20 protein-coding genes are annotated in these 23735 nt (G+C 37.3%); 11 read left to right on the forward strand and 9 right to left on the reverse strand.

What is annotated here, in order from left to right:
* From ACXITR_RS02485 to ACXITR_RS02495, 3 genes are all read left to right on the forward strand, one after another.
* On the forward strand, window positions 1–910 hold a 910-nt coding region (locus ACXITR_RS02485), incomplete at its 5' end, for a TonB-dependent receptor domain-containing protein (protein ID WP_457995653.1).
* A 225-nt stretch (window positions 911–1135) separates the two neighbouring features.
* On the forward strand, window positions 1136–2032 hold the full coding sequence (locus ACXITR_RS02490) for an ABC transporter substrate-binding protein (protein WP_457995654.1): 897 nt from the start codon (window positions 1136–1138) through the stop codon (window positions 2030–2032).
* Between the two features lie 78 nt (window positions 2033–2110).
* The gene (locus tag ACXITR_RS02495; RefSeq protein WP_457995655.1) at window positions 2111–2311 is read left to right on the forward strand and encodes an element excision factor XisI family protein; all 201 of its coding nucleotides are present in this window, start codon (window positions 2111–2113) and stop codon (window positions 2309–2311) included.
* Between the two features lie 11 nt (window positions 2312–2322).
* Here the strand turns inward: ACXITR_RS02495 and ACXITR_RS02500 are convergent, their stop codons facing one another.
* Complete coding sequence (locus ACXITR_RS02500; protein WP_457995656.1) at window positions 2323–2640, reverse strand: hypothetical protein; 318 nt, start codon at window positions 2638–2640, stop codon at window positions 2323–2325.
* 16 nt (window positions 2641–2656) lie between these two features.
* On the opposite strand from ACXITR_RS02500, the gene ACXITR_RS02505 reads away from it, so the two are divergent.
* The 4 genes from ACXITR_RS02505 (at window position 2657) to ACXITR_RS02520 (ending at window position 6619) form a co-directional block, all read left to right on the forward strand.
* Window positions 2657–3928 (forward strand): mechanosensitive ion channel family protein, encoded by a 1272-nt coding sequence (locus tag ACXITR_RS02505; RefSeq protein ID WP_457995657.1) that lies wholly within the window; start codon window positions 2657–2659, stop codon window positions 3926–3928.
* A 381-nt stretch (window positions 3929–4309) separates the two neighbouring features.
* Window positions 4310–5716, forward strand: a complete 1407-nt coding sequence (locus ACXITR_RS02510) for a form I ribulose bisphosphate carboxylase large subunit (protein WP_457995658.1) — start codon at window positions 4310–4312, stop codon at window positions 5714–5716.
* Window positions 5717–5876: 160 nt separating this feature from the next.
* The gene (locus ACXITR_RS02515) at window positions 5877–6281 is read left to right on the forward strand and encodes a RuBisCO chaperone RbcX (RefSeq protein ID WP_446682246.1); all 405 of its coding nucleotides are present in this window, start codon (window positions 5877–5879) and stop codon (window positions 6279–6281) included.
* A 2-nt stretch (window positions 6282–6283) separates the two neighbouring features.
* Complete coding sequence (locus ACXITR_RS02520) at window positions 6284–6619, forward strand: ribulose bisphosphate carboxylase small subunit (protein ID WP_446682245.1); 336 nt, start codon at window positions 6284–6286, stop codon at window positions 6617–6619.
* Window positions 6620–6726: 107 nt separating this feature from the next.
* On the opposite strand, the gene ACXITR_RS02525 is transcribed toward ACXITR_RS02520, so the two are convergent.
* The 4 genes from ACXITR_RS02525 to ACXITR_RS02540 form a co-directional block, all read right to left on the reverse strand.
* Window positions 6727–10542, reverse strand: coding sequence for a type ISP restriction/modification enzyme (locus ACXITR_RS02525; protein ID WP_457995659.1), 3816 nt, complete (start codon window positions 10540–10542; stop codon window positions 6727–6729).
* A 168-nt stretch (window positions 10543–10710) separates the two neighbouring features.
* Window positions 10711–11706, reverse strand: a complete 996-nt coding sequence (gene pheS, locus ACXITR_RS02530) for a phenylalanine--tRNA ligase subunit alpha (RefSeq protein ID WP_457995660.1) — start codon at window positions 11704–11706, stop codon at window positions 10711–10713.
* Between the two features lie 243 nt (window positions 11707–11949).
* Entirely contained in the window at window positions 11950–13698 is a 1749-nt protein-coding gene (locus ACXITR_RS02535) for a succinate dehydrogenase/fumarate reductase flavoprotein subunit (RefSeq protein WP_457995661.1), read from the reverse strand.
* A gap of 85 nt (window positions 13699–13783) precedes the next feature.
* A complete protein-coding gene (locus tag ACXITR_RS02540) occupies window positions 13784–15298 on the reverse strand; it encodes an NAD(P)/FAD-dependent oxidoreductase (RefSeq protein ID WP_457995662.1) in 1515 nt (504 codons plus the stop codon).
* Between the two features lie 218 nt (window positions 15299–15516).
* On the opposite strand from ACXITR_RS02540, the gene ACXITR_RS02545 reads away from it, so the two are divergent.
* Entirely contained in the window at window positions 15517–15990 is a 474-nt protein-coding gene (locus ACXITR_RS02545) for a CRR6 family NdhI maturation factor (RefSeq protein ID WP_457995663.1), read from the forward strand.
* Between the two features lies 1 nt (window position 15991).
* Window positions 15992–16225 carry a membrane protein insertion efficiency factor YidD gene (yidD, locus tag ACXITR_RS02550; RefSeq protein ID WP_457995664.1) on the forward strand — a complete coding sequence of 78 codons (234 nt, stop codon included), beginning with the start codon at window positions 15992–15994 and terminating at the stop codon, window positions 16223–16225.
* 150 nt (window positions 16226–16375) lie between these two features.
* Here yidD and ACXITR_RS02555 read toward each other — a convergent pair whose 3' ends face one another.
* The gene (locus tag ACXITR_RS02555; protein WP_457995665.1) at window positions 16376–17047 is read right to left on the reverse strand and encodes a HEAT repeat domain-containing protein; all 672 of its coding nucleotides are present in this window, start codon (window positions 17045–17047) and stop codon (window positions 16376–16378) included.
* Between the two features lie 188 nt (window positions 17048–17235).
* Between ACXITR_RS02555 and rlmD the strand changes: the two genes are divergently transcribed.
* Window positions 17236–18585: a 23S rRNA (uracil(1939)-C(5))-methyltransferase RlmD gene (gene rlmD / locus ACXITR_RS02560; RefSeq protein WP_457995666.1), complete on the forward strand. Its 1350-nt coding sequence runs from the start codon at window positions 17236–17238 to the stop codon at window positions 18583–18585.
* Window positions 18586–18721: 136 nt separating this feature from the next.
* Here rlmD and hisIE read toward each other — a convergent pair whose 3' ends face one another.
* Window positions 18722–19372 carry a bifunctional phosphoribosyl-AMP cyclohydrolase/phosphoribosyl-ATP diphosphatase HisIE gene (hisIE, locus tag ACXITR_RS02565; RefSeq protein WP_457995667.1) on the reverse strand — a complete coding sequence of 217 codons (651 nt, stop codon included), beginning with the start codon at window positions 19370–19372 and terminating at the stop codon, window positions 18722–18724.
* Between the two features lie 119 nt (window positions 19373–19491).
* Window positions 19492–20973 carry a tetratricopeptide repeat protein gene (locus ACXITR_RS02570; protein WP_457995668.1) on the reverse strand — a complete coding sequence of 494 codons (1482 nt, stop codon included), beginning with the start codon at window positions 20971–20973 and terminating at the stop codon, window positions 19492–19494.
* A 247-nt stretch (window positions 20974–21220) separates the two neighbouring features.
* Between ACXITR_RS02570 and ACXITR_RS02575 the strand changes: the two genes are divergently transcribed.
* Window positions 21221–22741, forward strand: a complete 1521-nt coding sequence (locus ACXITR_RS02575) for a protein kinase domain-containing protein (protein WP_457995669.1) — start codon at window positions 21221–21223, stop codon at window positions 22739–22741.
* Window positions 22742–22779: 38 nt separating this feature from the next.
* Here the strand turns inward: ACXITR_RS02575 and ACXITR_RS02580 are convergent, their stop codons facing one another.
* A complete protein-coding gene (locus tag ACXITR_RS02580; RefSeq protein ID WP_457995802.1) occupies window positions 22780–23643 on the reverse strand; it encodes an alpha/beta fold hydrolase in 864 nt (287 codons plus the stop codon).
* Window positions 23644–23735 lie beyond the last annotated feature (92 nt).

Here is a 23735-nt window from a genome sequence, read left to right on the forward strand (position 1 = left end):
ATGGTCGATAATACCCGGTTTACGGTGGGATTTCTTTAGCTTGAATGCCAATGAAGATGATGATTTTCGCCGTATCAATGTTGATAATTTAGTAGTAGAAGATCGTAATGACTCCGCTTTTTCTCCTAAAATTGGTATCGTTTACAAAGCTACCCCAGAATTATCTTTGTATGGGCAATACGCCAGAGGATTCCGCAGTCCTCCCTTTGATGATGCGAATATTGGCTTTACTAACTTTGCTTTTCGATATGTAGTGTTGCCCAATGCTAACCTAGTTCCCGAAACCAGTGATAGTTTTGAAATTGGTGTCCGTGGCTCATATCCTCAACTTGATTTTAGTTTGGCAGGTTTTTATAACAATTACAGTAACTTTATCAATAATGCCACTGTGGGTACTCGCCCTAGCGATGGATTTTCAATATTTCAGTCGCAAAATATCGGTAGTGCAGAAATTTATGGTTTAGAAGCCAGGGCAGAATATTTCTTTAACCCCACAAGGGAAAATGGTTTTAGCTTAGTAGGTAGTCTAGCTTGGACTGAAGGTAATAATAATAGTGATGGTAATTCCGTACCACTAAATTCTATCGATCCTTTTCAAGCCGTCGTCGGTTTACGTTATCGAGCACCCGAAGATAAATGGGGTTCGGAGTTAGTAGGAACTTTTGTTGGGGCAAAAACAAGGGTAGATGGAGACAATTTATTCCTCCCTGATGGTTACTTTTTACTAGATTTAATTAGCTACTATAATTTTTCTAAAAATGCCTCTTTGAATATTGGCTTATTTAACTTATTTGACAAAAAATATTTTGAATGGTCAAGTGTACGAGGTACTGCACCCACTAACCCCAATTTAGAACGTTTTGCTCCTCCCGGATTCAATGCAGGAATTAACTTTAGACTACGTTTTTAATTAATATCACTGTGATTATCATAGCAGTCTTAAAATTTCAAATCGACTTCCCCCTTTATTTAGGGGGGTTAGGGGGGATCTTATTCTCATGACTTATATAGAAAGATTAAAGCCACTTAGAATTGAAAAAAAATTAAGAAGTAAAATAACAATATTTTTTATAAAAAATCACCCTAAGCCTAATATTAATATCTTTAAAATAATTTATTAAAACACTTTAAAACTATGAAAAATCAAATCACAAAATTACTATTAGTATCCCTTTCTTTAATCACTATTACTGCTTGTAATAATACTGATAGTCTTATTCTGCAAGAGAATCAACAAGAAAGTATTAGTAGCGAACTAGAAGCCGTTAATCAACCTAGTAGAATAGTCGCTTTAACGTCCCTTACCGCTGATATTATCTATCAATTAAACCCAGAGAAATTAGTGGCAATTCCGGGTAGTAGTTTAACCAGAAATGATCCTCGGTTTGCTGATTATCCCACCGTTAGTGAAGGAAATGCCCCCCCAGATTTAGAAAAAATTATCGCCCTTGAGCCAGATTTAGTAATCGGTGCGGAGGGTTTTAGTGATCAAACCTTGGCAAAATTGCAGGAAGTCGGTATTAAAACTATGTCCACCAATGTTGATAGCTGGGAATCGTTGACAGAATTAACTCAAAATCTAGCCTCTACTATGGGGGAAAATGCTCAACCTTTGATGGAAAATTATCAAAACTGGATACCTGCACAGGCAAATTCTGATACTTCCATGTTAGTGCTAGTCAGTCGTCAGCCTATCCTCGCCCCCAATAAAAATAGTTGGGCAGGGGATTTATTGACTCAATTTCAATTTAATAATGTGGTGGCAAATTTACAGGGTAGCTCACAATTTGGGGGTTATGTAACTTTATCTCCTGAGAAAATTTTGGAAGCTGACCCAGAGATTATCATATTAGTTGACCCCGGGCAACAGGGCATCGAGGAGCAAATGAAATCAGAGTCTTTTTGGGGTAATTTACGGGCGGTGAAGGAGGATAATGTTCATGTTTTTGACTATTTTGGCTTGGTGAATCCGGGTAGTATGGTTAAGGTGGAGGAAACGGTTAATAAATTATCTGCTTTAACGGAAAATTGATAATATGGTTGCCAAGTATAGGTTAATTAGAAAATTAATAAATCAATTCATTTTGACCTGACATCTATTTACGCACATTTGGGTTGGGATAAACAAAAAAGAATTTATTCAGTGTTATTACACCTAGAAATAAGAGAGGGAAAGATATGGATTCAAGAAAATAATACTGATATTTTAGTAGCAGAAATACTCTTAGAAAAAGGAGTAAAAAGAGATGATATTATTTTGGGTTTAAAACCCTATTTTGTTAGAGAATACACTGGCTTCGGCGTAGCTTAATTTTTCTTTTATTATTTACTCTGATTCATCATCAGTTGATTGATTTCGTCTAACTGATTTTGTCGATTAAACCTTTCCCAAGTAATTCCATTTACATCTATTTCTTCGGTAAATTTTTCGGCGGTGGAATCTTGCCATCCTAAATGTCTTAGGCTACCCGGAGCAATATTTTTATCGACTCTTACTGAGAAATTTACGGTTTCTGTTTCCCAGAGAGCATATTGATTATCAACAATAATGGTGGGTAAAGCGGATAAGCGTTTATTATAGTCTTTGATACTTTCAGAGAGGTTATCTGTTGAAATTGCGATATGAATTTTTTTTGACATTTTATATCTAATTTTAATGAAAATTTTTAGGATGAAAAAATATTATTTTCTGGGAATTATTTTTGTAATCTATTTTAGTCCATTTTTTTACTCTGATTTGTTTGAAGTAAAAGCTCAAGATTCATCGGTGGAAAGGTTGGAGGAAAATATTTTTTTCGCTGATGTGGTGGTGCGTGGCAGACCGATATTTCAGGTAGGGGGCTTGGCGGACATAACGGCAACGGAGAGGGCGAGGGTGATTAATCGTCGTATTGCAAGTTTATTGAGTCAGTCAAATTCTTTTGCCCCTGTGGAGGTTTCCTTGAGTGAGGGGGGAGATAGTGCTTTGTTGAGGGTAAATAATAGAGTTTTGATGACTGTAACGAGTCAGGATGCGCTTGATTTTAATGTTTCGGTATCGGAATTGGCTCAGTTATGGGCACAGGATTTGAATGATAGTTTGAGTCAGGTTAGTTTGGTGCTGGATGTGGCTCAAAGATTAGATATTACTATTCAGGGTTTGATTCGGGATACGATTGATAATCTACCTTCCTTGATTGGATCTTTAATTGTTATTTTTGTTACTTGGTTGGTGGCTGTGGGGGTTAAAAATGTTGCTCTTTTGTGGGCTGAAAAGACTGAGGGCGATCGCAGTACAGACATATTAATAAGTCGCTTGTGTTATGGAGGAGTATGGATTGTTGGTAGTGTAATCAGTTTGGGAATTTTGGGGTTAGATTTTGGTTTGTTATTAGGTACTTTGGGCTTAACCAGTGTTGCCATCGGCTTTAGTCTTAAGGATGTGTTGGGAAACTATATCTCAGGAGTTATTTTACTGGCGGCGCGTCCATTTCGTATTAATGATCAAGTAGTTATCAGTGATTATGAGGGTACTATTACCCAAATTCAGTTGAGGGCGATTACTTTACAAACTTATGATGGACGTTTGGTTTATATTCCTAATCAACAGGTTTTTCAAAGTAGCATCGTTAATATTACCGCTTCTCCTCTTCGCCGTAGTAGTGTGACTTTTGGGGTTGATCATAGTTCAAATTTAGATTTAGTGAAAGAAGTTGTCCGAAAGGTGATAATGGGTGTTGAGGAAGTAGAGTCAGAGCGTGAAATCATCATTTTGGTACAGGAGTTGATTCCTAGTACAGTTAATTTAGAGGTTCTTTTTTGGGTTAATTCTCGTCGCCAATCTTTTATTCAGGTTACATCCCATGTTTGCCAAGGAATTAAGGAAGCCTTAGAAAAAGCAAATATTGAAACCCCCACCAATAGCTATGTCATTACATTAGATCAATAGGTTTTTTTGTGAAGGTGCTTTTGGTCATCACTTAATCACTTGGGATATAAGTATATTTAATCATTCCAATAACAGTTGATATAGCTTCAAGAAAAAGTGTGAAGAAATATGTATAAAGTGATGTTTTAGAATCAAAGACTTATCATTTTGAGAGTATTAATGCCTATGAAACAGTGATCAGGGGAAAAAATAAGATTAGTTAAATTAATAAAAATCAGAATAAATATTAATGGAAAAAAAATTATTTTCCGAAAAAAGATGATCCCCCTTCATGATAAGATTGAAACTCGAAAAGCAAAAGCCTAATAACTGCCCTCTATTTATAGAGGTTGTTAAGAATAAAGCTATAAAGAAAATTTATATATTTGGAGGATGCCACTAATGGCACAAGCTGGATTTAAAGCTGGTGTTCAGGATTACCGTTTAACCTACTACACCCCTGATTACACCCCTAAAGATACCGATTTATTAGCCTGTTTTAGAATGACTCCCCAGCCTGGAGTTCCCCCTGAAGAATGTGCGGCAGCAGTAGCGGCTGAGTCTTCTACTGGTACTTGGACTACGGTATGGACTGATGGTCTAACTGACTTGGATCGTTATAAAGGTCGTTGTTACAACGTTGAGCCTGTACCTAACGAAGATAATCAATATTTCGTATTCGTAGCCTATCCTTTAGATCTTTTTGAAGAAGGTTCTATCACCAACGTATTAACCTCTTTGGTTGGTAACGTATTCGGTTTCAAAGCTCTTCGTGCTTTACGTTTAGAAGATATTCGTTTCCCCGTTGCTTTAATCAAAACTTACCAAGGACCTCCCCACGGTATCACCGTAGAGCGTGACTTGTTAAATAAATATGGTCGTCCTCTCTTAGGTTGTACCATTAAGCCTAAATTAGGTTTATCTGCTAAAAACTATGGTCGTGCGGTTTATGAGTGTCTCCGTGGTGGTTTAGACTTCACCAAAGATGACGAAAACATCAACTCTCAGCCCTTCATGCGTTGGAGAGATCGTTTCTTATTCGTTCAAGAGGCGATCGAAAAAGCTCAAGCTGAAACCAATGAAATGAAAGGTCACTACCTCAACGTTACCGCTGGTACTTGTGAGGAAATGATGAAACGTGCTGAATTCGCTAAAGAAATCGGTACTCCTATCATTATGCATGACTTCTTTACTGGTGGTTTCACTGCTAACACCACCCTTGCTAAATGGTGTCGTGACAACGGAATTTTACTACACATTCACCGTGCTATGCACGCAGTGGTTGACCGTCAGAAAAACCATGGTATTCACTTCCGTGTTTTAGCTAAGTGTCTCCGTCTATCTGGTGGTGACCACTTACACTCTGGTACTGTTGTAGGGAAGCTAGAGGGCGATCGCGCTGTAACTTTAGGTTTCGTTGACTTAATGCGTGAAGACTATGTAGAGGAAGATCGTTCTCGTGGTGTATTCTTTACCCAAGACTACGCTTCTTTACCTGGTGTAATGCCTGTGGCTTCTGGTGGTATCCACGTATGGCACATGCCTGCCCTTGTAGAAATCTTCGGCGATGATTCTTGCTTACAGTTCGGTGGTGGTACTCTAGGACACCCTTGGGGTAACGCACCTGGTGCAACCGCTAACCGTGTAGCCCTAGAAGCCTGTGTACAAGCTCGTAACGAAGGTCGTAACCTAGCTCGTGAAGGTAATGACGTAATCCGTGAGGCTTGTCGTTGGAGTCCTGAACTTGCTGCGGCTTGTGAACTTTGGAAAGAAATCAAGTTCGAGTTTGACACCGTTGACACCCTCTAAATTTTAGTTGCTGGGGATTCAGAATTTAGGAAAAATGACTAAAACAGTCACCAATGAACAGTAATTCTACTCATAATAGAAATAATTAAGTAATTGCAATGACTGAAAATTAATTTTCCTCGTTCTGATTCACCCAAGGGGCGATCGCCCACTAAAATTTATGTGTTACAAACAAGCGGTAAAAGAGACAGCAAAAGTTTTGCAAGGCTATCTTACCTATCAAGCCGTAAAGCTAATCATTGAACAACTGACCGAAACAAATCCAGCTTTGGCAATTTGGTTAAGGGAATTTTCCCATCATCACCCCATTCAGGATAGTGAAAATTATCTTAGGGCTTTGGTGAAGGAAAATAAAGAATTAGTTTTACGAATCTTGACAGTAAGAAAAGAAATTGCGGAACAAACGGTGGAGTTTTTACCAGAAATGGTCAAGACAAACATAGAGCAATCTAACATAGAACATCGTCGCTATCTCTTAGAACGTTTGACTCAAACTCAGTCTTCATCGTTAGATGAAACACAAATAGATACCGAATCAAATCAATCAGAAAACAAGGAACAATAAAAATGCAAACTTTACCTAAAGAGCGTCGTTACGAAACTCTCTCTTACTTACCCCCCCTAACCGATCAACAAATCGTTAAACAAGTTCAATACTTACTCGATCAAGGATTTATTCCCGCCATCGAATTTGAAAAAGATCCTTTACCCAACGACCACCACTGGACTCTTTGGAAACTACCTTTATTCAATGCTGTTTCTCCCCAAGAAGTATTAAACGAAGTTCGTGAATGTAAAGGTCAGTATTCTGACTCCTACATCAGAGTTATCGGTTTCGACAACCTCAAACAGTGTCAAACCATGAGTTTCATCGTTCACAAACCTAACACCACTCGTTTCTAGGTTTATAGTTCATAAACTCAGTGTTAAGCCCTCCTTTTTGGAGGGTTTTTTAGTTTCAGGCAAGGGTTTTGAGAGTCTGGAAAGGGGCTTAAGCCCCTTGTTAAAATTTACAGATTCATTTCATCAATAATTTTCATCGTCTCCACACTTACCGTCGTGACTTTCATCAACAAATCAATTACCTCTTCCTTGTAGTCAGCGAAGCGATAATTATTAAACTTTTCAGCGATGGTTTTATCCCTCGGTTTTTTCTCCTTGTATTGATCTAAAATCCACTCCAAGGCGCTACGATTGCCCAATTTATATTCCCATGCCACAGGAGGAATATTTTCTAAAGTGGTAATCTCATCAAGAGTAATTTTATGTTTGACTTTATCCGCTTTCAATTTTACTTTTACTCCCCCTTCGCCTTTGGGAGAGGGGGGTGAGGGTAAATCAATCCTTCTTAATTCATAGGGTTTGATTGTTTCATAGTTTAAATGCAAATCCATCAGTTTCTTACCCCAACTCGCCCACTGCCAAAAGTCTTCATATAATGGAATTCTTGGAAATTCTCTCTTTAAATTTAGTTCATATTTTTGACGATATTCGGGGTTATGTAAAACTCCATAAACATAATTAAAAATGTCTTCTTTATTAATAATTCGTTGTTGCCTATCCAGCGCCCTTTCTCCCACAGGAGAATTTGCCCTCACGTCTAAGCCTTCTCCCACAGGAGAGTTTACCCTCACCCCTAACCCCTCTCCCACAGGAGAGGGGAATAAGTTTTGAATGATTATATTTAGGGTTTCTTCTAAGTTATTGATTACCATTTCGTTAGTAATTCTTAACACTTTTAAGCCTTGACTTTTTAACCATTCATCTCTATTTTTATCCTTGTCTTTTTGTTCTGACTTTTCATGAATTTTACCATCAACTTCTATTACTAATTTTGCTGAATGACAATAAAAGTCCACAATAAATGAACCTATATTATGCTGACGGCGAAATTTGAAATTAAATAACCGATTTCTCCGCAAACATTCCCACAAAATAACTTCCGTTGGGGTTTGTTTAGCCCGTAACTGCCTTGCTTTTTCTAATAACTCTCGTGGAATTTTACGCTTTGCACCAACTATTTCCGATAAATCTTCTTTCATAAGAGAATTTGCCTTCACGTCCAAACTTTCTCCCGCAGGAGAATTTGCCCTCACGTCTAAACTTTCCCCCGCAGGAGAGGGGAATGAAGATGAAGATGGGGAAGTTTCTCCCCCCTCGCCTTTGGGAGAGGGGGGCTGGGGGGGTGAGGGTTGATAATATTCCCTGAACAAATCCAATGCCCAATCGGTTATATTTTCTATCCTCTCTCCTTCCTCGTATCTATATAATGACAAACATTGATTAGCACCTGTCACATGAAGTTCAGAGATAAATTTAGTGGCTAAAATATTGAAAGGGCGATTACTACCAAAACTTTGAAAAGTAATAATTTTATTAGCTAAATCATCTTGATCATAAATATTAAACCATTGATAAGTCCTACCGTTAAAATGCTTATCAAAATAAAGATATTGAGTATAAAAAGGACGATAATTACTTTTAATGATTTGTTTACTATTAAAGTCTTTTTTTATTCCTCTTTTTAAATAGCTAGTTAAGTCAGCATCCCATTTTATTTTATTTTTATCTTGATAGTTATTATCTTTTAAAGTTGCTTGATAAGTCTTAATTAAAAATTTGACTTTTGCTTCTAAATTATTTTTATTAATATCATAAACCCACTCATCTCTCTGAGTTACAACACCTCTGGAAAATAACTGAAAAATTGCTTCATCACATACTTTATTTTCTAATTCTCCCGTTTTCTCATTTCTAACTGTTTTAGTTTTACCTGCCTTCACATCCTTATCAATTAAAGCAATTAAATCATCAAAATCATTATCCGTTTGATTTATCCAATTATGTTTTTTGTCAGGTTTTATACTTTCAAAGTCAACTTTTTCTATGGTAGTTTTGCTAATAAAATCTAACTTTTCGATATTAGTCTCAAATTCTGGACGACGACTATAATAAATTTTACATGGCGATTTTACTTTATTTTTTAACTTAATCAAAAAACTAATAGTTACCCCTGTTTGGATACCAAAAACATTATGAGTCGTACCTGATAATTTTGGATTCGCTCTAACATTTCCTCCTAAATCAATGATATAAATATAGTCAAATTCATCCTCCAAACACTTTCTAAAACCATCGAATGCCCTAGCATCAATCAAAGAAGAATTAGTGATAAAAGCAACAATCCCCTCATCCGCTAATCTATCCGTAGCCCAACGAATAAAACGAGTGTACATATCATACACAACGATTTGATTTTGGGCAGTACCTTCCTTTATATAAGTATCCTTAATCCTTTTATCAATGGTTGTATATTTACGATTCGCATTATTATCATTAAAATTTTCCTGTTTAGCATTATAAGGAGGATTACCAATAATTACTGAAATATCTGTTTCATTTTGTCGCTTAATTCTGCCCGTATTTTCTTGATTCATGGCAAACAAATCAAATTGTTTCCCCGCAAAATTACTATTATCCAAAGTATCCATTAAACAGATATTTTGAAACTCTAAATATTCGCCCATTTTTTGTTGATAAGTATATTCAATATTTAGATTAGCAATGTAATAGGGCAAAATTGACATCTCATTACAATGAATCTCATGCTGATATTTATGTTCAACATCTCTAGTTAATAAATAATCTAATATTTCTGTGATAAATGTACCCGTACCAGTACAAGGATCTAAGATTTCTACCCCTTTATCACCCAGAGTTTTATTAAAGTGTTTTTCTAATAAATAATCGGTACTTTGTACCATGAATTTAACTATTTCATTGGGTGTATAAACAATCCCTAATCTATCAGCTTCTTTAGGATTATAGGCTTTATAAAAATTCTCATAAACTACTTTTAAAAATTTTTGTTTTTCTTGGTGATTAACGATGCTTGAGGCGGTGCGAATAATGGCATTATAATAACTTTGAATGGTTTTAAAAGTGTTTCTTTTAACATTACCAGTAAAGAAGGTTTTGATAACTTCATTTAGTTGTTTAGCGATGTTATTTTCTTGGTGAAATTGAGCATCACTAAAAATATTGGTGAATATATCCTCTGTCAAAATGTGTTGAATAATCATCTCTCGAATGTCATCAATGGAGATGTCAGGGTTGATGGACTCTTGACAGACTTTGAGGAATTTATTTCTCGCTTCTATGAATTTTTGATTTTTTGCCCTCACATCTAAACCTTCTCCCGTAGGAGAATTTGCCCTCACCCCTAACTCCTCTCCCACAGGAGAATTTACCCTCACCCCTAACCCCTCTCCCACAGGAGAGGGGGATATGATAGGGGGATCTTGACTATCGATCAAATTCCTAAGAGTATTGATTATGGTGGGTAAATCTTGGCTAAAAGTTGCGATCGCACCTCGAAAATCCTTTACTTCTGCCCTTTCATAGTCTAAAAATTGGTTAATCAGAGCATCTAAAGCATCATCATCATCCATGCCAATGCGGAGGGCTTCATCACCATTCTGGATTAACACAGCATTTTTGGTATCCTCAAACAAAATATTATCGGTGGGATAACCTTTCCTGAATTTTGCTTCAATTTCTGCGTCAAGGCTATCTTTTTCGTCTTTGGCTTCCCAGTATCCCCAATCAAGTCTGAGGGCATCTTTGACGATACCATCTAGGCGAATTTTTGTTTGCAAACGAGATGCAATGGTTAATTCCTCTACCAGAATAAAATCCCTTGGACGACAATAACCATTTAATAAAGTTGCAAAAGCGTAACGGATTGAGCCTTCATTGCTACTGCCCCCATAACGTTTCCGATTTTCCAATTCTTTACGGTATTGGTTAATGAGAATGCGTGACATGGGCAGACAACCTTTGACAATAATATTTTATTCAAGTTTAAAATATATTTGGTTCAAGATTGAATAAGTTTTTTTGCGAAATTTTACTGGTTTTTAGTAATAAAAAAATTTTACTATTTTGTCATCAGAGTTATAATTAAGTAGGGATTAACCCTACCTGACGGATAATTAAAACTGATTAAGAAAACGTAAATCGCTATTATATAAACGGCGAATATCGTCAATTTTGTGAAGAATCATGGCAAATCTTTCTACCCCTAAACCAGCAGCAAAACCGCTATATTCTTCTGGATCATAACCTACGGCTTTGAGTACATTAGGATCAACCATACCACAACCCATGACCTCCAACCATTTACCTTGCCATTCCACATCAACCTCCGCAGAAGGTTCGGTAAAAGGAAAGTAACTAGCACGGAAAACCGTGGGCAAATCATCCCCAAACATTTGTTTTAAAAATTCTTTGATAGTACCTTTTAAGTCAGTAAAAGTAAGATTTTTACCAATGGCTAATACTTCGATTTGATGGAATACGGCGGAATGGGTGGCATCTACGGTGTCACGGCGATAAACTCTCCCAGGGGCAATGATACGGATGGGAGGTTCGTTATTTTCCATATATCTAATTTGTACGGAGGAAGTATGGGTGCGTAAAAGGCTACCATCCCCAAAGTAAAAGGTATCTTGCATATCCCTAGCGGGATGCTCTGGGGGAGTATTTAGGGCTTCAAAGTTGTAGTAGTCGCTCTCGATTTGGGGCCCTTGGGCGACGGTGTAACCTAAGCCAACAAATATATCAATCACCCTGTCAATGGTGCTTTGGAGGGGGTGAGATTTTCCGAGGGATTTTCCGACACCGGGCATGGTGACATCGATGGTTTCCGAGGCGATTTGGGCTTGGATTTGTTGTTGTTGTAATTTTTCTTGTTGTTGGGTGAGGCTATTTTGTATTCTGTCTTTGATTTGGTTGGCAACGGCACCGACAACGGGGCGCATTTCGGGGGACAGTTTACCCATTCCCTTTAATATTAGTGATAATTCCCCTTTTTTTCCTAAATAGGCTACTCTTAATTCTTCTAATTTTTTGAGATTATCGCTATGGGCGATCGCACTTTGGGCTTCTTGTTCAAGGGTTTGTAACTGGATTTCGATTTCTGTTGCCATCTTTTTTTAATCATTCTCAGGTGTCGTTAATTCATTATTACTCAAAACATACCCTAGGACAATTGATAATGTTTGGGTAATGGGTAATGGGTAATGGGTAATGGGTAATGAGTAATGGGTAATGGGTAATGAGTAATGAGTAATGAGTAATGGGTAATGAGTAATGAGTAATGAGTAATGAGTAATGAGTAATGGGTAATGAGTAATGGGCTTAAGCCCATTGTTCGTCTTCTGAGAATACTTTTAATACTTCCTTTCTTTGGGTTCAAACATATCAATAACTACGGGCATATAGTCTATTTTGACTCCGTCGGGATGATGATAGGCGAGGGTGTGTTTTAGAAATTTTTGGTCATTGCGCTCGGTAAAATCCTCCCGTGAGTGGGCGCCTCGGCTTTCTTGCCGTTGAATGGCGGAGGTTAAAATCATTTCTCCTACGATAATGATATTTTTCAACTCGAGGGCTTCTATTAACTCAGTATTCCAACAGTTAGATTTATCATCGAGGAAAATTTGATTGTACAAAGACTTGAGGTGTTGAATTTTATCCAATCCCTGTTGCATTATCTCCTGAGAGCGAAAAACCCCACAATGTTCGCTCATACAATCTTGAAACTGTTGTCTTAAATCATTTATCCTCATATCCCCCCGTTGATTGAGTAAACAATCGATTCTGGCTTGGGCGGTATCTAAATATTGAACCTCATTTACTTGGGGAAAATCTCTATTTTGGACATAAAGTGCGATCGCCCTTCCCGTTTTTCTGCCATATACCACGCATTCCAAGAGGGAATTACTACCCAAACGATTAGCCCCATGTACCGATACACAGGCACACTCCCCCGCCGCAAAAAAGCCCTCTACTAGGGTATTTTCATCCTGACGCACCCTGCCATCGGTATTTACAGGGATTCCCCCCATGCAATAATGAGCCGTAGGGCGCACGGGCATGGGTTCACTTACCGCATCAATACCTACCAAACGATGGGCTTCTTCCCAACAAAAAGGCACACGACTCATAATTTTTTCCTTGCCCATATGGGTCAAATCTAGGTGTATATAAGGGCCTCCTGCCTTACCATCACTATGGATACCCCTACCTGCCCGAATCTCCATCACCATGGCCCTAGAGGTGATGTCACGGGGGGCTAACTCCATCTGATTGGGGGCATACCTTGCCATAAATCTTTCCCCTTCGCTGTTGCGTAAATAAGCCCCCTCTCCCCTCACCGCCTCCGAGATTAACACCCCCACAGGATATAATCCCGTAGGATGAAATTGCACAAATTCCATGTCTTCTAAGGGCAATTGGGCGATCGCACACATCCCCAAACCATCCCCCGTAGAGGCATAATCATTAGAAGTAGTATTAAAAACTCGACCATAACCCCCCGTGGCAAACATTACCGCCTTAGCCCTCACCACCTGCACATTACCATCGTCAATATTAAACATCACCACCCCCTTAGCCTCCTTCTGTGTCGATGAAGAAGCGCCTTCCTCTAAAATTAAATCCATCACATACCACTCATCATATATCTGCACCCCAAAACGCCGTAAATTGTTGACCAACTCATGTAAAATGGCATGACCAGTCTTATCCGCCGCATAGCAAGTGCGCTTGTGAGAATGCCCCCCAAAAGCCCTTTGGGCAATCTTACCATCCTCTAAACGGGAAAATAATACCCCCAAATGTTCCAACTCGATAATTACTTCGGGGGCTTCCTTGGTTAAATATGCCACCGCATCTTGATCAGCTAAATAGTCTGAACCCTTTACGGTATCAAAAGCGTGGGCTTTCCATCCATCCTCTGGATCTACATTTTTCAAACTTGCCGCAATACCCCCTTGCGCCGCCACGGAATGGGAGCGAATGGGATGGGTTTTTGCCACCAAAGCCACGTCAATATCTTGATTTTGCTTTTTTATCTCCAACGCTGCCCGACAACCAGCTAAACCACCACCGATAATAATTACATCATGCTGCAACATATAACCAAACCTAAGTAAACATCACTATTTCTATCTTGTGACAGTTCTAGGAAAATGTACTATTTTGATCACAATTCTTTGTATTTTAATCCTGCCCTGCTCCATATTGCCACATATCTAAATAGCGATGGTAGTAATATTTTTGTTGTTCATTCATCTTTGATTCCATAAACTGGAGGGAGTTACCGAGGGGGTATAAACCTGTAAAAAGTCCTAGGTTAGTAAAATGTTTAAACCAATCGGCAAAGACGGGTAAACCGACTTGGGGTAAAAGGGGTAATACTAACAGAGGGTTTACCAGGGGTAAAGTTTTGGCTAATCCTGAAAATTGTACTACGTCTTGTAAAAATGGTTTTAAGACATCATCGCCCATCTTATCCATCACCTGAAATACTCCACTCATTAAGTCGTTAATTTGATTGGGGGAATAGTTTTTTTCCATACTTACACTCATGGTTTTTTGGAATAGCCAAGTAACGGATATATTAGGTTGATAGGGTTGAATCAGATGTAAGTCTTTTTGCTTTAAACTGTCGGTTTGTAGGGCTTCGTTGATGGCGGTGGTGAGACGGGGTAGGTGACGCATCATGCTTCCAAATCCACCAAAACTGACGGGGGATTGACTACCGCTACTGTCTCCGATGGCTAGTATTCTTTGCCATGGCATCTTCAATGGGCTTTGATTGTAGGAAGGGAAAAAGCCAAATAGAAAACGTTTAAAGGCGATCGCCCCTAGGTCAATATTTTGATATTCTGGTAATAGTCTAAGATACTCTTGGGTTAAATCCGTCAAACTAATTCTATTAGGGTGGGCATCCACATAGGTAAATAAATAGGTAGTGCGTCCATCCTTGGCTGGAAAAGCCTCCCAAAAATACTGACATCTATTTTCAATGGGGGAAATCGTTACAATTAAATCCCCCGTATCATTCTTTGCAAAACCATCACCACAACTCCCCACCACTAAACACACCCCTTCGGGTTTTTGCCCCTGTCTAGCCTGTTTCGCAATGGGAGAAAAATGCCCCATGGCATCAATTAACAATCGACTAGATATAGTTTTATTATCTAACTCTATTTTTACTCCATCATCATAAATAGTGGCAGAAATAAAAGGTTTTTTTTCTAATAAAATTCCCCCTAATTCTAAAAATTTATCTTTAACTTTTGCTAGTAATAATCTAGGACTAACTCCTATATTTAAAACATCTTTTACCCACAACTCATAACCTTTATAAAAACTAACCCTAGCGGGATTATATTCAGTGAATATGATTTCTTCTAACTCTTTTTCAGTTAGTAAATCTAACTCCATTAAACAACTTAATTCATGGCGAGAAATATTCCATTCTTGCTCCCTACCTTGTAAAACTCCTTTTTCAACCACAGCCACTTTATAGCCTTTTAATGTGAGGGTTGTGGCTAAAAATATGCCTAAAGTACCTCCACAAATAACTACATCAAAGTCTGTTTCGTTAAGAGATTCTTTCTCCTCATAAATTACTTTATTAATAGACTCATTATTGTTACGAAAATTATGCCAAAATTGATCTGCAAAGCTAAGATTTTTTTGATTATTGCCAAGAATATTTAAGTTCATGATTGGTACAGTGAAATTTATGATAAATAATTAATTATGTAAATGCACAATAGACTAAATTTTTCTTACTTTATCAATCTTAACCATTGCCCATTGCCTATTCCCCATTGCCCACCTCACTTCAACTAAATAACTTTTCCCATAAACCCTATGGATGATTGACAGGGAAGCTCATAAAAGTTGATATTAACAGTAGCATCAATTATTAAATACTTTATATGACCATTATCACTATCAACAATCAACATATTGAGAAATTAGACTTATCCCCCGTTACTACCATGGTAGAGGAATGGGAAAAAAGAGAAGGGGTATTATCCGCCGAGCAACAAATTCAATTTAAAATTGATTATACCTTATCCGAAAATGACCCTCGAGAATTCTCGGAAATACCTGAAATTCGTTTATGGTTTATCGCCCTCAATGCCCGTTATCCTTGGTTTCCAATCTTACTCAACTGGCGTGAAGGGGAGTTAGCCCGTTATACTGCGATGGTTGTACCCCACGAGTTTAAGCGCACGGAGGGCATACAATATAATCCAGAGGCGTTGGATATTTTTATCATGGGTAAGGTTTTTACTCTCCATCAATGGTTAAAGTCTCAAGGGGTGACGGGAAATTCTCGTTTAAAAGCTATGGCTCAAATTTTTGGCTATGATTTAGATGATGATTTTTTTGCCCTCCTCGGTTAAGATGAAACATTTTTTAATTTTATTAATTAAGGGGTATCGTGCTTTTATTTCCCCTTTATTTCCCCCTAGTTGTCGGTTTCAGCCCACTTGCTCTGCCTATGCCCTGGAGGCGATCGCCCTTCATGGTACAATTAAAGGTAGTTATTTAGCCATAAAAAGGATCTTGAAATGTCACCCTTTCCACCCGGGAGGTTATGATCCTGTACCATGTAACCATGACCATGATATAAAATAAGATGCTTTTTGTAATTAAAAGTATTTCACCCTTAAATTGACTAACACTGAGTAAAAAAATCTTGCTTAACCTAGAAATAAATAGAAGGTAAAAACAAGACTTTTTCGATAATGAATTTAAGATAAAAATGATAGCAATAGCAAGTAAAAATTAATTATTTTGTTCTGACTTTTGTAATGAATAATTAGCCGCTTGGGACACTTGAGGGTGAGCATCTTTTGCTAAATATTTGAGGGCAGAAACACTTTTTTCAGTGTTAAAATTACCTAAAGATTCCGCTAATCTTTGACGAATCAACCAGTCTTCTGACTGAGCAAAATCTAAAATATCACCCACACAATCTTCCGCTTTGATTTCCCCTAAGGCAGAAATTGCCGCTTGTTGTAATACGGTTTCTCCACTTCTGAGGGCTGCTAGTAATACTTGTTTTGCCCGAATATCTCCTAAGTTGCCCAAGGATACCGCCGCACTAAACCTCACTAACCATTGGGTATCTTCATAAAAAGCCCTTACCAAAGCATCAAAAGCCCTGATGTCGTTAAGATAGCCTAAAGCCCCCGCCGCATCTGCCCTAATACCATAATCGGGATCACTTTCTAATAATTTGACTAGAATAGGATAACATTCCTCAGTTTTCTTTACACCCAAAGCAAATACAGCCATCGAGCGCACGGGCAACACTTCATCATCAAGGACTTTTTTAATTAAAGGCACTGCATCTTCAGCATCAACCTGTCTTAGGGAAGCCAATGCCAATAAACGATCCTTTGAATTACTACTCTCTAGGTTATCGGATATTTCCTGTAAGTTAACTATACTCATTTTTGCTCAATATTTCTTTACATTCTAATTATAGTTGAAGAAAATATTATGGTTATCGGGAAAACCGTCTATGGGAATGGATAATTAATAATTGATAATGGATAATTAATAATACTTACCACCTCTCAACATCTACCCCCCATTTATTGATATGATCTAAGTATTGTAATGGTAAAAAAAGAGCTTCAATGATTAGACAAGGTGAGTTGGTAGAGATTGATATAGAAGATGTTAGTAGTGATGGTAATGGGGTAGGAAAAATTGATTCTCAGGTTGTTTTTATTCCTCATACGGTTACGGGCGATCGCATTCAGGCTAAACTAATAAAAGTAAAGAAAAAATATGCCGAAGGGAGACTAGAAAACATTATCAACCCTTCAGATAATCGTATTCGCCCCCGTTGCATAGTGGCAGATAAATGTGGAGGTTGTAAGTGGCAACATATAGATTATCAACATCAACTAGAAGTTAAAAAAAATCAAGTCAAAGAAACCCTAACCCGTATTGGTGGTTTTACTGATTTTGAAGTGGAAGACATTTTGGCAGATAAAGATTTGGGTTATCGTAACAAAGCTAGTTATCCCCTTGGAGTATCCCAAAACGGCACTCTCAAAGCTGGTTATTATCGAGAAGGTAGCCATCAAATTGTTAACCTTAATCAATGCCCCATCCAAGACGAAAGATTAAACCCCCTCCTCGCCGAAATAAAACAAGACTTACAAGAATTAGGCATCCCCGTTTATGATGAGGAAACGAAAAAAGGTATCCTACGCCATCTCTGTTTTCGTATTGGTAAAAATACTGGAGAAATTCTTATTACCATTGTCATCAGTAAACCCAGTAACTTTAAATTAGCAGAACAAGCACCCTTATGGTTAGAGCGTTATCCGAATGTGGTGGGAGTAACTTTAAATTATAATCCTAAACCCACTAATGTAATTTTTGGGGAAGAAACGGAATTATTGGCAGGAAGATTGTATTTAAAAGAAGAATTTGCAGGATTAACCCTTACCCTCCGCACAGAAACCTTTTTCCAAGTTAATACCACCGTGGCGGAGTCACTGTTTAAATGGGTAATTGATACCCTAGACTTTCAAGGAAATGAAACGGTAATTGATTTATACTGTGGTATTGGTACTCTTACTTTACCCATTGCCAAAAAGGTCGATAATGTAATTGGTATTGAGTTTGATAAGGTAGCCATTGAATTAGCTAATCATAATGCTACTATCAATGACATCGATAATGTTCGATTTGTGGTGGGTAAGGCGGAGGTTGTTTTTCCTGAATTAACTACCCATGCAGATGTGGTAATTTTAGATCCTCCCCGTAAGGGTTGTCAACCAGAGGTGATAGAGAGTTTAGGGAAGATGAAACCGAATAAAATTGTCTATGTGAGTTGTCATCCTGCTACCCTTGCCAGAGATTTGAAGTTACTGTGTGAAAATGGGGATTATCGTATTGAGAAGGTAAAATCCGCTGACTTTTTCCCCCAGACTACCCATGTGGAAACGGCGGTAATTTTAATTCGCAATTAAGGCTTGGTGAATGGTGGGCATTGCCCACCCTTAATTACGGTATGAAATATGGTTAGACTACGAAAATAAATTAGTATTCGAGTATTGTTACCATTGCCTATCCAAACTGCCAAATCATATTTAAAATCAACAACATCTATTTTTTTCTTTCGTCTAGTTTTTTGTAAACTTCCCTAATGTCAACATTATGATGGGCTAGGGCAACGAGGGTATGATACAACAAATCACTCACTTCCCCTGCAATTTCGGCGGGGTTATCGTCTTTGAAAGCCATGACTACTTCGGCGGTTTCTTCACCAATTTTTTTGAGAATTTTATTATCTCCTCCTTGGAATAAACTACAGGTATAGGATTTTTCTGAGGGATTATTTTTGCGATCGCAAATTACCTTGTATAATTCTGTAAGGGTATCGGCAGGGGGTGCAGATTTGCTATGATCAACTTGGTGAAAACAACTTCTTTCCCCTGTATGACAAGCTACATCGCCAATTTGTTCGATGGTGAGTAGTAAAGCGTCACTATCACAGTCGTAACGGATGGCTTTTATTTTTTGAATATGTCCAGAGGTTGCCCCTTTGTGCCATAATTCTTGACGAGAGCGACTCCAATACCATGCTTCTCCAGTGTCGAGGGTTTTTTGTAAGGATTCTCTATTCATCCATGCCATCATCAATACTGTACCATCTAAATGATCCTGTGCGATCGCCGCTACTAATCCTTTTTCGTTGTAGGCAATTTCATCGAGGGGTATTGATTGTTTGAAAGGGATGGATAAGTTAGTTGTCATAGTCTTAAAAATATTAGCAATTAGACTACATATTATAACAAAAAATAATAGACTATCTTTTCAAAAGATTATGAACAATTGTTCAGTTTTTTGTCGGCAAAAGAAGGTTTAATAATTAATCAATCCAGAAAGTCTTTCTTCTTAATTAAAGAGTTATAGGTTTTTATATCTACTAGATAAGGAATTTTCTTATTTTTTTTGTCATTATATTGTGTATATTCTCCTAATAGTTTTCCTTCGTTTTCCCTAATAAAATATAACGAATCTCGGTTATACTTAGCTTGAATAAAATCAGGATTTATTGTTAATAATTTGTCATAAAGAGCGATCGCCTTTTGCATATAACCTAAATCAGCCTGTAAAATAGCCAAATTAAAATAAGGTTTTTCATAATCAGGTTTTAACCTAAGACAGTGTTTATAAGCCATAATACACTCGGAATGATGTCCTAAAAGTTGATGAATATAGCCCAAATTATAATGAGCTTGATACAAACTAGGATTAAGTTTTAAAGCCTGAATATAATCATCTATCGCATCCTCATAATCCTTCAACTTAAGATAAACAAAACCTCGATTATAATAAGCCAGAAAAAAACTAGGATTAATTGTAATACAAATTCGATAATCATCCAAAGCCCCTAAAAAATTCCCCAATTTTGTTTTAATAAAAGCTCGTTTATAGTAACCTAAAAAACTTACGGGGTTAATCCTTACCTCTTGCTCATAATCTTGCAATGCAGATTCATAATTTTGAAAATAAGTATAGGCAAAACCCCGCCAATGGTAGGCTAAAAAATGATTAGAGTTAAGTTTAATAGTCGCCGAAAAATCATCAATAGCCCTACGGTAATATCCTTGTTTCCACAGTGCCATTCCTCGCCGAAAATATAGATTAGAGTTAGCTTCACCAATGGTTAAGGCTTTATTATAGGCATGAATAGCTAAGTCAAACTCTCCTTTTTGCTCATGAAATCTACCTAATCTAGTATATTGATTAATTTGTTTTTTTCTTGCCCAAAGTAAATAGCCTTTTAATGCTCCTCCGTAAAATAAATCGGAGATATAAATATAGTCTTTTGTGATGTATTTTTTGATATATTCTTGGGGTAAAAAACCAGCTAAAATTAAAGGATAATCTTTTATATCATCTTGTAAATCATACACAGAAATAAAAAAGATAATTAATTCATAGTTATTAACTTCTTCTGGGGTTAAAAACCAACAAATATCATCACTCTTTAGGACTGTTTTTACCAAAATATTAAAATTAGAGTTACCCTCAATGACAAAACTATTATTAATTACTTCTAATCCCTTATGGCGTTTCTCTAAAATGATCAGATCTTGGTAACGTTGTTGTAAAAAATGTTCTCCCAGTCTATTAAGAAAATGTTTAGAAAGTATATTATGATAATCAGAACTACCTTTTTTATTTCTTAGTAAAACCTCTAAATTATTAAGGATAGTTTTAGTAGCAAAAGCCTTAATAGTATCAATTTCAGTATAACAATTATGAGATCGACAAGCACAAAGAGAATCTGCTTTTAAACGATGGCAAAAATCTTTTTGTTGCTCTTGAAGAATAAAATTATTATCCATTTTTATGTCACTAGCACCCCATTTATCAATTGTTCGTTATTACTGAGTATTGCTTAAACTTTTAACTATATATATAATTATAATCTGTTCAAGATAATCATTAAAATAATATCCTACGACTGTACCCATAAACCTTATTTAGATACAGTTTAAAGATTAATGTCTTTTTTTGTTCCTTAATCATTACCCTCAGTAAAATCTAATTATAATAAAAGTATAATTCCCCATATAAAATCTATTTTGTTCCATGAATATCACCTGTACCCGCCCCTATTGTCAACATCCGATAAATAGTTTTGGAGAATTAAAAAATGTCTCGGTGCTAAAAACAGTACAACAAAAATATTGCATTAGTTGCGGAATGCCCCTAATATTAGCAGGTCGATATTTACCCATAAAACTACTGGGAAAAGGGGGATTTGGGGCGGCATATTTAGCCTTAGACAGATATAGCCCCACCATGAGAAAGTGTGTGGTAAAACAGTTTCAGCCAGAGGGAGATTTAGGAGAGGCGGAGTTGGTAGTAGCATTGGAATTGTTTGAAAGAGAAGCCCTTGTATTGGAAAATTTGGGTAATCGTCATCCACAAATTCCTGATTTATTTGCTTATTTTCCGTTAATTGTGCAAGGTACTATTAATGGTAAAAAACAAGGAGAAGAACAATATTTTTATTTGGTGCAAGAATATATTGAGGGGCAGGATTTAGAGCAGGAATTGCTACAAAGGGGGGCTTTTTCTGAGCAGGAAGTCACGCAAATTTTAAAAGAAGTTCTCAAAATTTTAGCTTTTGTCCATAGCAACGGCTCAATTCATCGAGATATAAAGCCTTCTAATGTTATGCGTAGGCACGATGGGGTGATTTATCTTCTTGATTTTGGGGCGGTGAAGGTGGTGACGAATCATGGCGTCAATCCTCAAGGGAAATCTACTGGTATTTATTCTATGGGTTTTGCCCCCCCAGAGCAAATGGCAGGGGCTCAGGTTTTTCCTTCTACGGATTTATACGCTTTGGCGGTGACTTGTGTCCATCTTTTGACGGGGAAGCCTGTCACGGATTTATATGATGCTTACAGTAATACATGGCAGTGGCGCAAGTATGTTACAGTGAGCGATCGCCTCGGGCTTACCATTGAAAAAATGTTACAACATAATCCAGCCAAAAGATTTCAAAATGCAACGGATGCTCTTAAAATTATTAATCCTCCCAAGCAAGGGGTGGCAAATGTTCCTCCTATGAATCCTCAGCCCACGGTTAATCCCCCTGTAACCACAAATACAAGTCCCCCTACCCATGAACCCGAACCTGTCCATATTGAGCCAGTAAATCCTACTAAACAAGGTATTCAACCGACGGAAAAACCGCAAAAACCTGTGAAGGAAAAAACTCCTAAACAACCCTTGCCCATGGCTTCTATCTTAAGGGGAGTAAGTTTTTGGGCTTTTGAGGGGGTATTAGTGGCGATCGCCATTACTAGCCTACTAGAAACTCTTTCGTTGGGGGTACAAATGGGAATTTTAGGAGGAATAATGGGTTTATTAGTTTTAATGCTCTGGAAAAAAGTAATTGAAAAATGGGATTTACTATTTGTCGGGGGTGCAACCATGGCTTTAGTTTATTTTCTTCCCCTGCTTCATAGTTCGTTATTTACCCTCTTTAATTTACCCGTATTTAGTATTTTTATTGCTCCTATGGTAGCTGGATTAATAGCTTTATTTGTTACGAGCATTTTATTACTTATTTTTTCTCGTTTGAGAAATGTTATTTAAAATAATTGTTTAGGGATAAATCAGATTTATATTTTATTTTAACTACTAATATTTAATTCTAAAAAGTCTCCCATAACTTTTAAATAAGTGACACTATCTTCTAACATGGGAAAATGCCCAGTATCTTTTATGGAATAGTATTCAATCTTTTCTGGATTAAGAAGGGCGGCGGCTTTACCCATACTAGCAGGAATTATTTGATCCTTTTCCCCTGATATTAACAGGGTGGGTACAGAAATGTTTTGATAGGCTTGGGGTAAGGTTTCCACTGATTTTTTACTCACAGAAGAATAGATGGTATTAAGGGCGGCTTGATAGTCTGCCATTAAAAAGTCTTCTAAAAAAGCGATGCTCATTTCCTTGGCAATGGGGCGATGTAAAAATCTTGCCATGAAAAACTTTTCGGCGAGGGGAATTTTTAAAAGCCAGTTATAGCGGAGTTTAACCACATATCCCCCCACTTGATGAAAGATGGAGAAGGCGAGGGGATTATAAATAAAGATACCGTTACAGGTGAGGATGGCTTTTTCTACTTTTTCGGGCGCAATGGATAGAAAAAGGGTGGCGATGGATGCCCCCATGGAGTGGGAGTTGAGATAAATTTTCTCTAGGTTAAATGCTTCTAATAGGGTGAGTAAGTCTTGGGCATATTCTTCTAATTCGTAGGATTGGGGTTTATCATTGGGGATTTTTTCCTGAGATTGACCAAAGCCCCTCATATCATATAATAAACAATCAAAATAAGGTGCGATCGCCCTTGCCGTAGTACGCCAGTAATTACAAGAACCACCCCAACCATGAATAAAAACCATGACGGGTTTTGAGTTGTTATCTTCTTGTTTTACCCACTCGTAATAATGGTTAAATTCTCTTATTTTAATAAAGCCTTTTTCTATAGAAATATTCACGGTTAATAATGGTTGATGATTAGGTGTTACTGATTTTAAGATTTTTGCTTGGGATGGGCAAGAGGTAAGAGGCAGAAAATAATAAC

It is taken from the genome of Cyanobacterium sp. (assembly GCF_054166785.1).

What these genes read in the sequence shown, in the direction of transcription:
- ACXITR_RS02510 (WP_457995658.1), top strand. Translation starts at nt 4,310, where the DNA reads ATGGCACAAGCTGGATTTAAAGCTGGTGTTCAGGATTACCGTTTAACC.
- ACXITR_RS02540 (WP_457995662.1), bottom strand. Translation starts at nt 15,298, where the DNA reads ATGAACTTAAATATTCTTGGCAATAATCAAAAAAATCTTAGCTTTGCA.
- ACXITR_RS02525 (WP_457995659.1), bottom strand. Translation starts at nt 10,542, where the DNA reads ATGTCACGCATTCTCATTAACCAATACCGTAAAGAATTGGAAAATCGG.
- ACXITR_RS02490 (WP_457995654.1), top strand. Translation starts at nt 1,136, where the DNA reads ATGAAAAATCAAATCACAAAATTACTATTAGTATCCCTTTCTTTAATC.
- ACXITR_RS02545 (WP_457995663.1), top strand. Translation starts at nt 15,517, where the DNA reads ATGACCATTATCACTATCAACAATCAACATATTGAGAAATTAGACTTA.
- hisIE (WP_457995667.1), bottom strand. Translation starts at nt 19,372, where the DNA reads ATGACAACTAACTTATCCATCCCTTTCAAACAATCAATACCCCTCGAT.
- ACXITR_RS02515 (WP_446682246.1), top strand. Translation starts at nt 5,877, where the DNA reads ATGTGTTACAAACAAGCGGTAAAAGAGACAGCAAAAGTTTTGCAAGGC.
- ACXITR_RS02570 (WP_457995668.1), bottom strand. Translation starts at nt 20,973, where the DNA reads ATGGATAATAATTTTATTCTTCAAGAGCAACAAAAAGATTTTTGCCAT.
- ACXITR_RS02575 (WP_457995669.1), top strand. Translation starts at nt 21,221, where the DNA reads ATGAATATCACCTGTACCCGCCCCTATTGTCAACATCCGATAAATAGT.
- ACXITR_RS02505 (WP_457995657.1), top strand. Translation starts at nt 2,657, where the DNA reads ATGAAAATTTTTAGGATGAAAAAATATTATTTTCTGGGAATTATTTTT.
- ACXITR_RS02535 (WP_457995661.1), bottom strand. Translation starts at nt 13,698, where the DNA reads ATGTTGCAGCATGATGTAATTATTATCGGTGGTGGTTTAGCTGGTTGT.
- pheS (WP_457995660.1), bottom strand. Translation starts at nt 11,706, where the DNA reads ATGGCAACAGAAATCGAAATCCAGTTACAAACCCTTGAACAAGAAGCC.
- rlmD (WP_457995666.1), top strand. Translation starts at nt 17,236, where the DNA reads ATGATTAGACAAGGTGAGTTGGTAGAGATTGATATAGAAGATGTTAGT.
- ACXITR_RS02500 (WP_457995656.1), bottom strand. Translation starts at nt 2,640, where the DNA reads ATGTCAAAAAAAATTCATATCGCAATTTCAACAGATAACCTCTCTGAA.
- ACXITR_RS02555 (WP_457995665.1), bottom strand. Translation starts at nt 17,047, where the DNA reads ATGAGTATAGTTAACTTACAGGAAATATCCGATAACCTAGAGAGTAGT.
- yidD (WP_457995664.1), top strand. Translation starts at nt 15,992, where the DNA reads ATGAAACATTTTTTAATTTTATTAATTAAGGGGTATCGTGCTTTTATT.
- ACXITR_RS02520 (WP_446682245.1), top strand. Translation starts at nt 6,284, where the DNA reads ATGCAAACTTTACCTAAAGAGCGTCGTTACGAAACTCTCTCTTACTTA.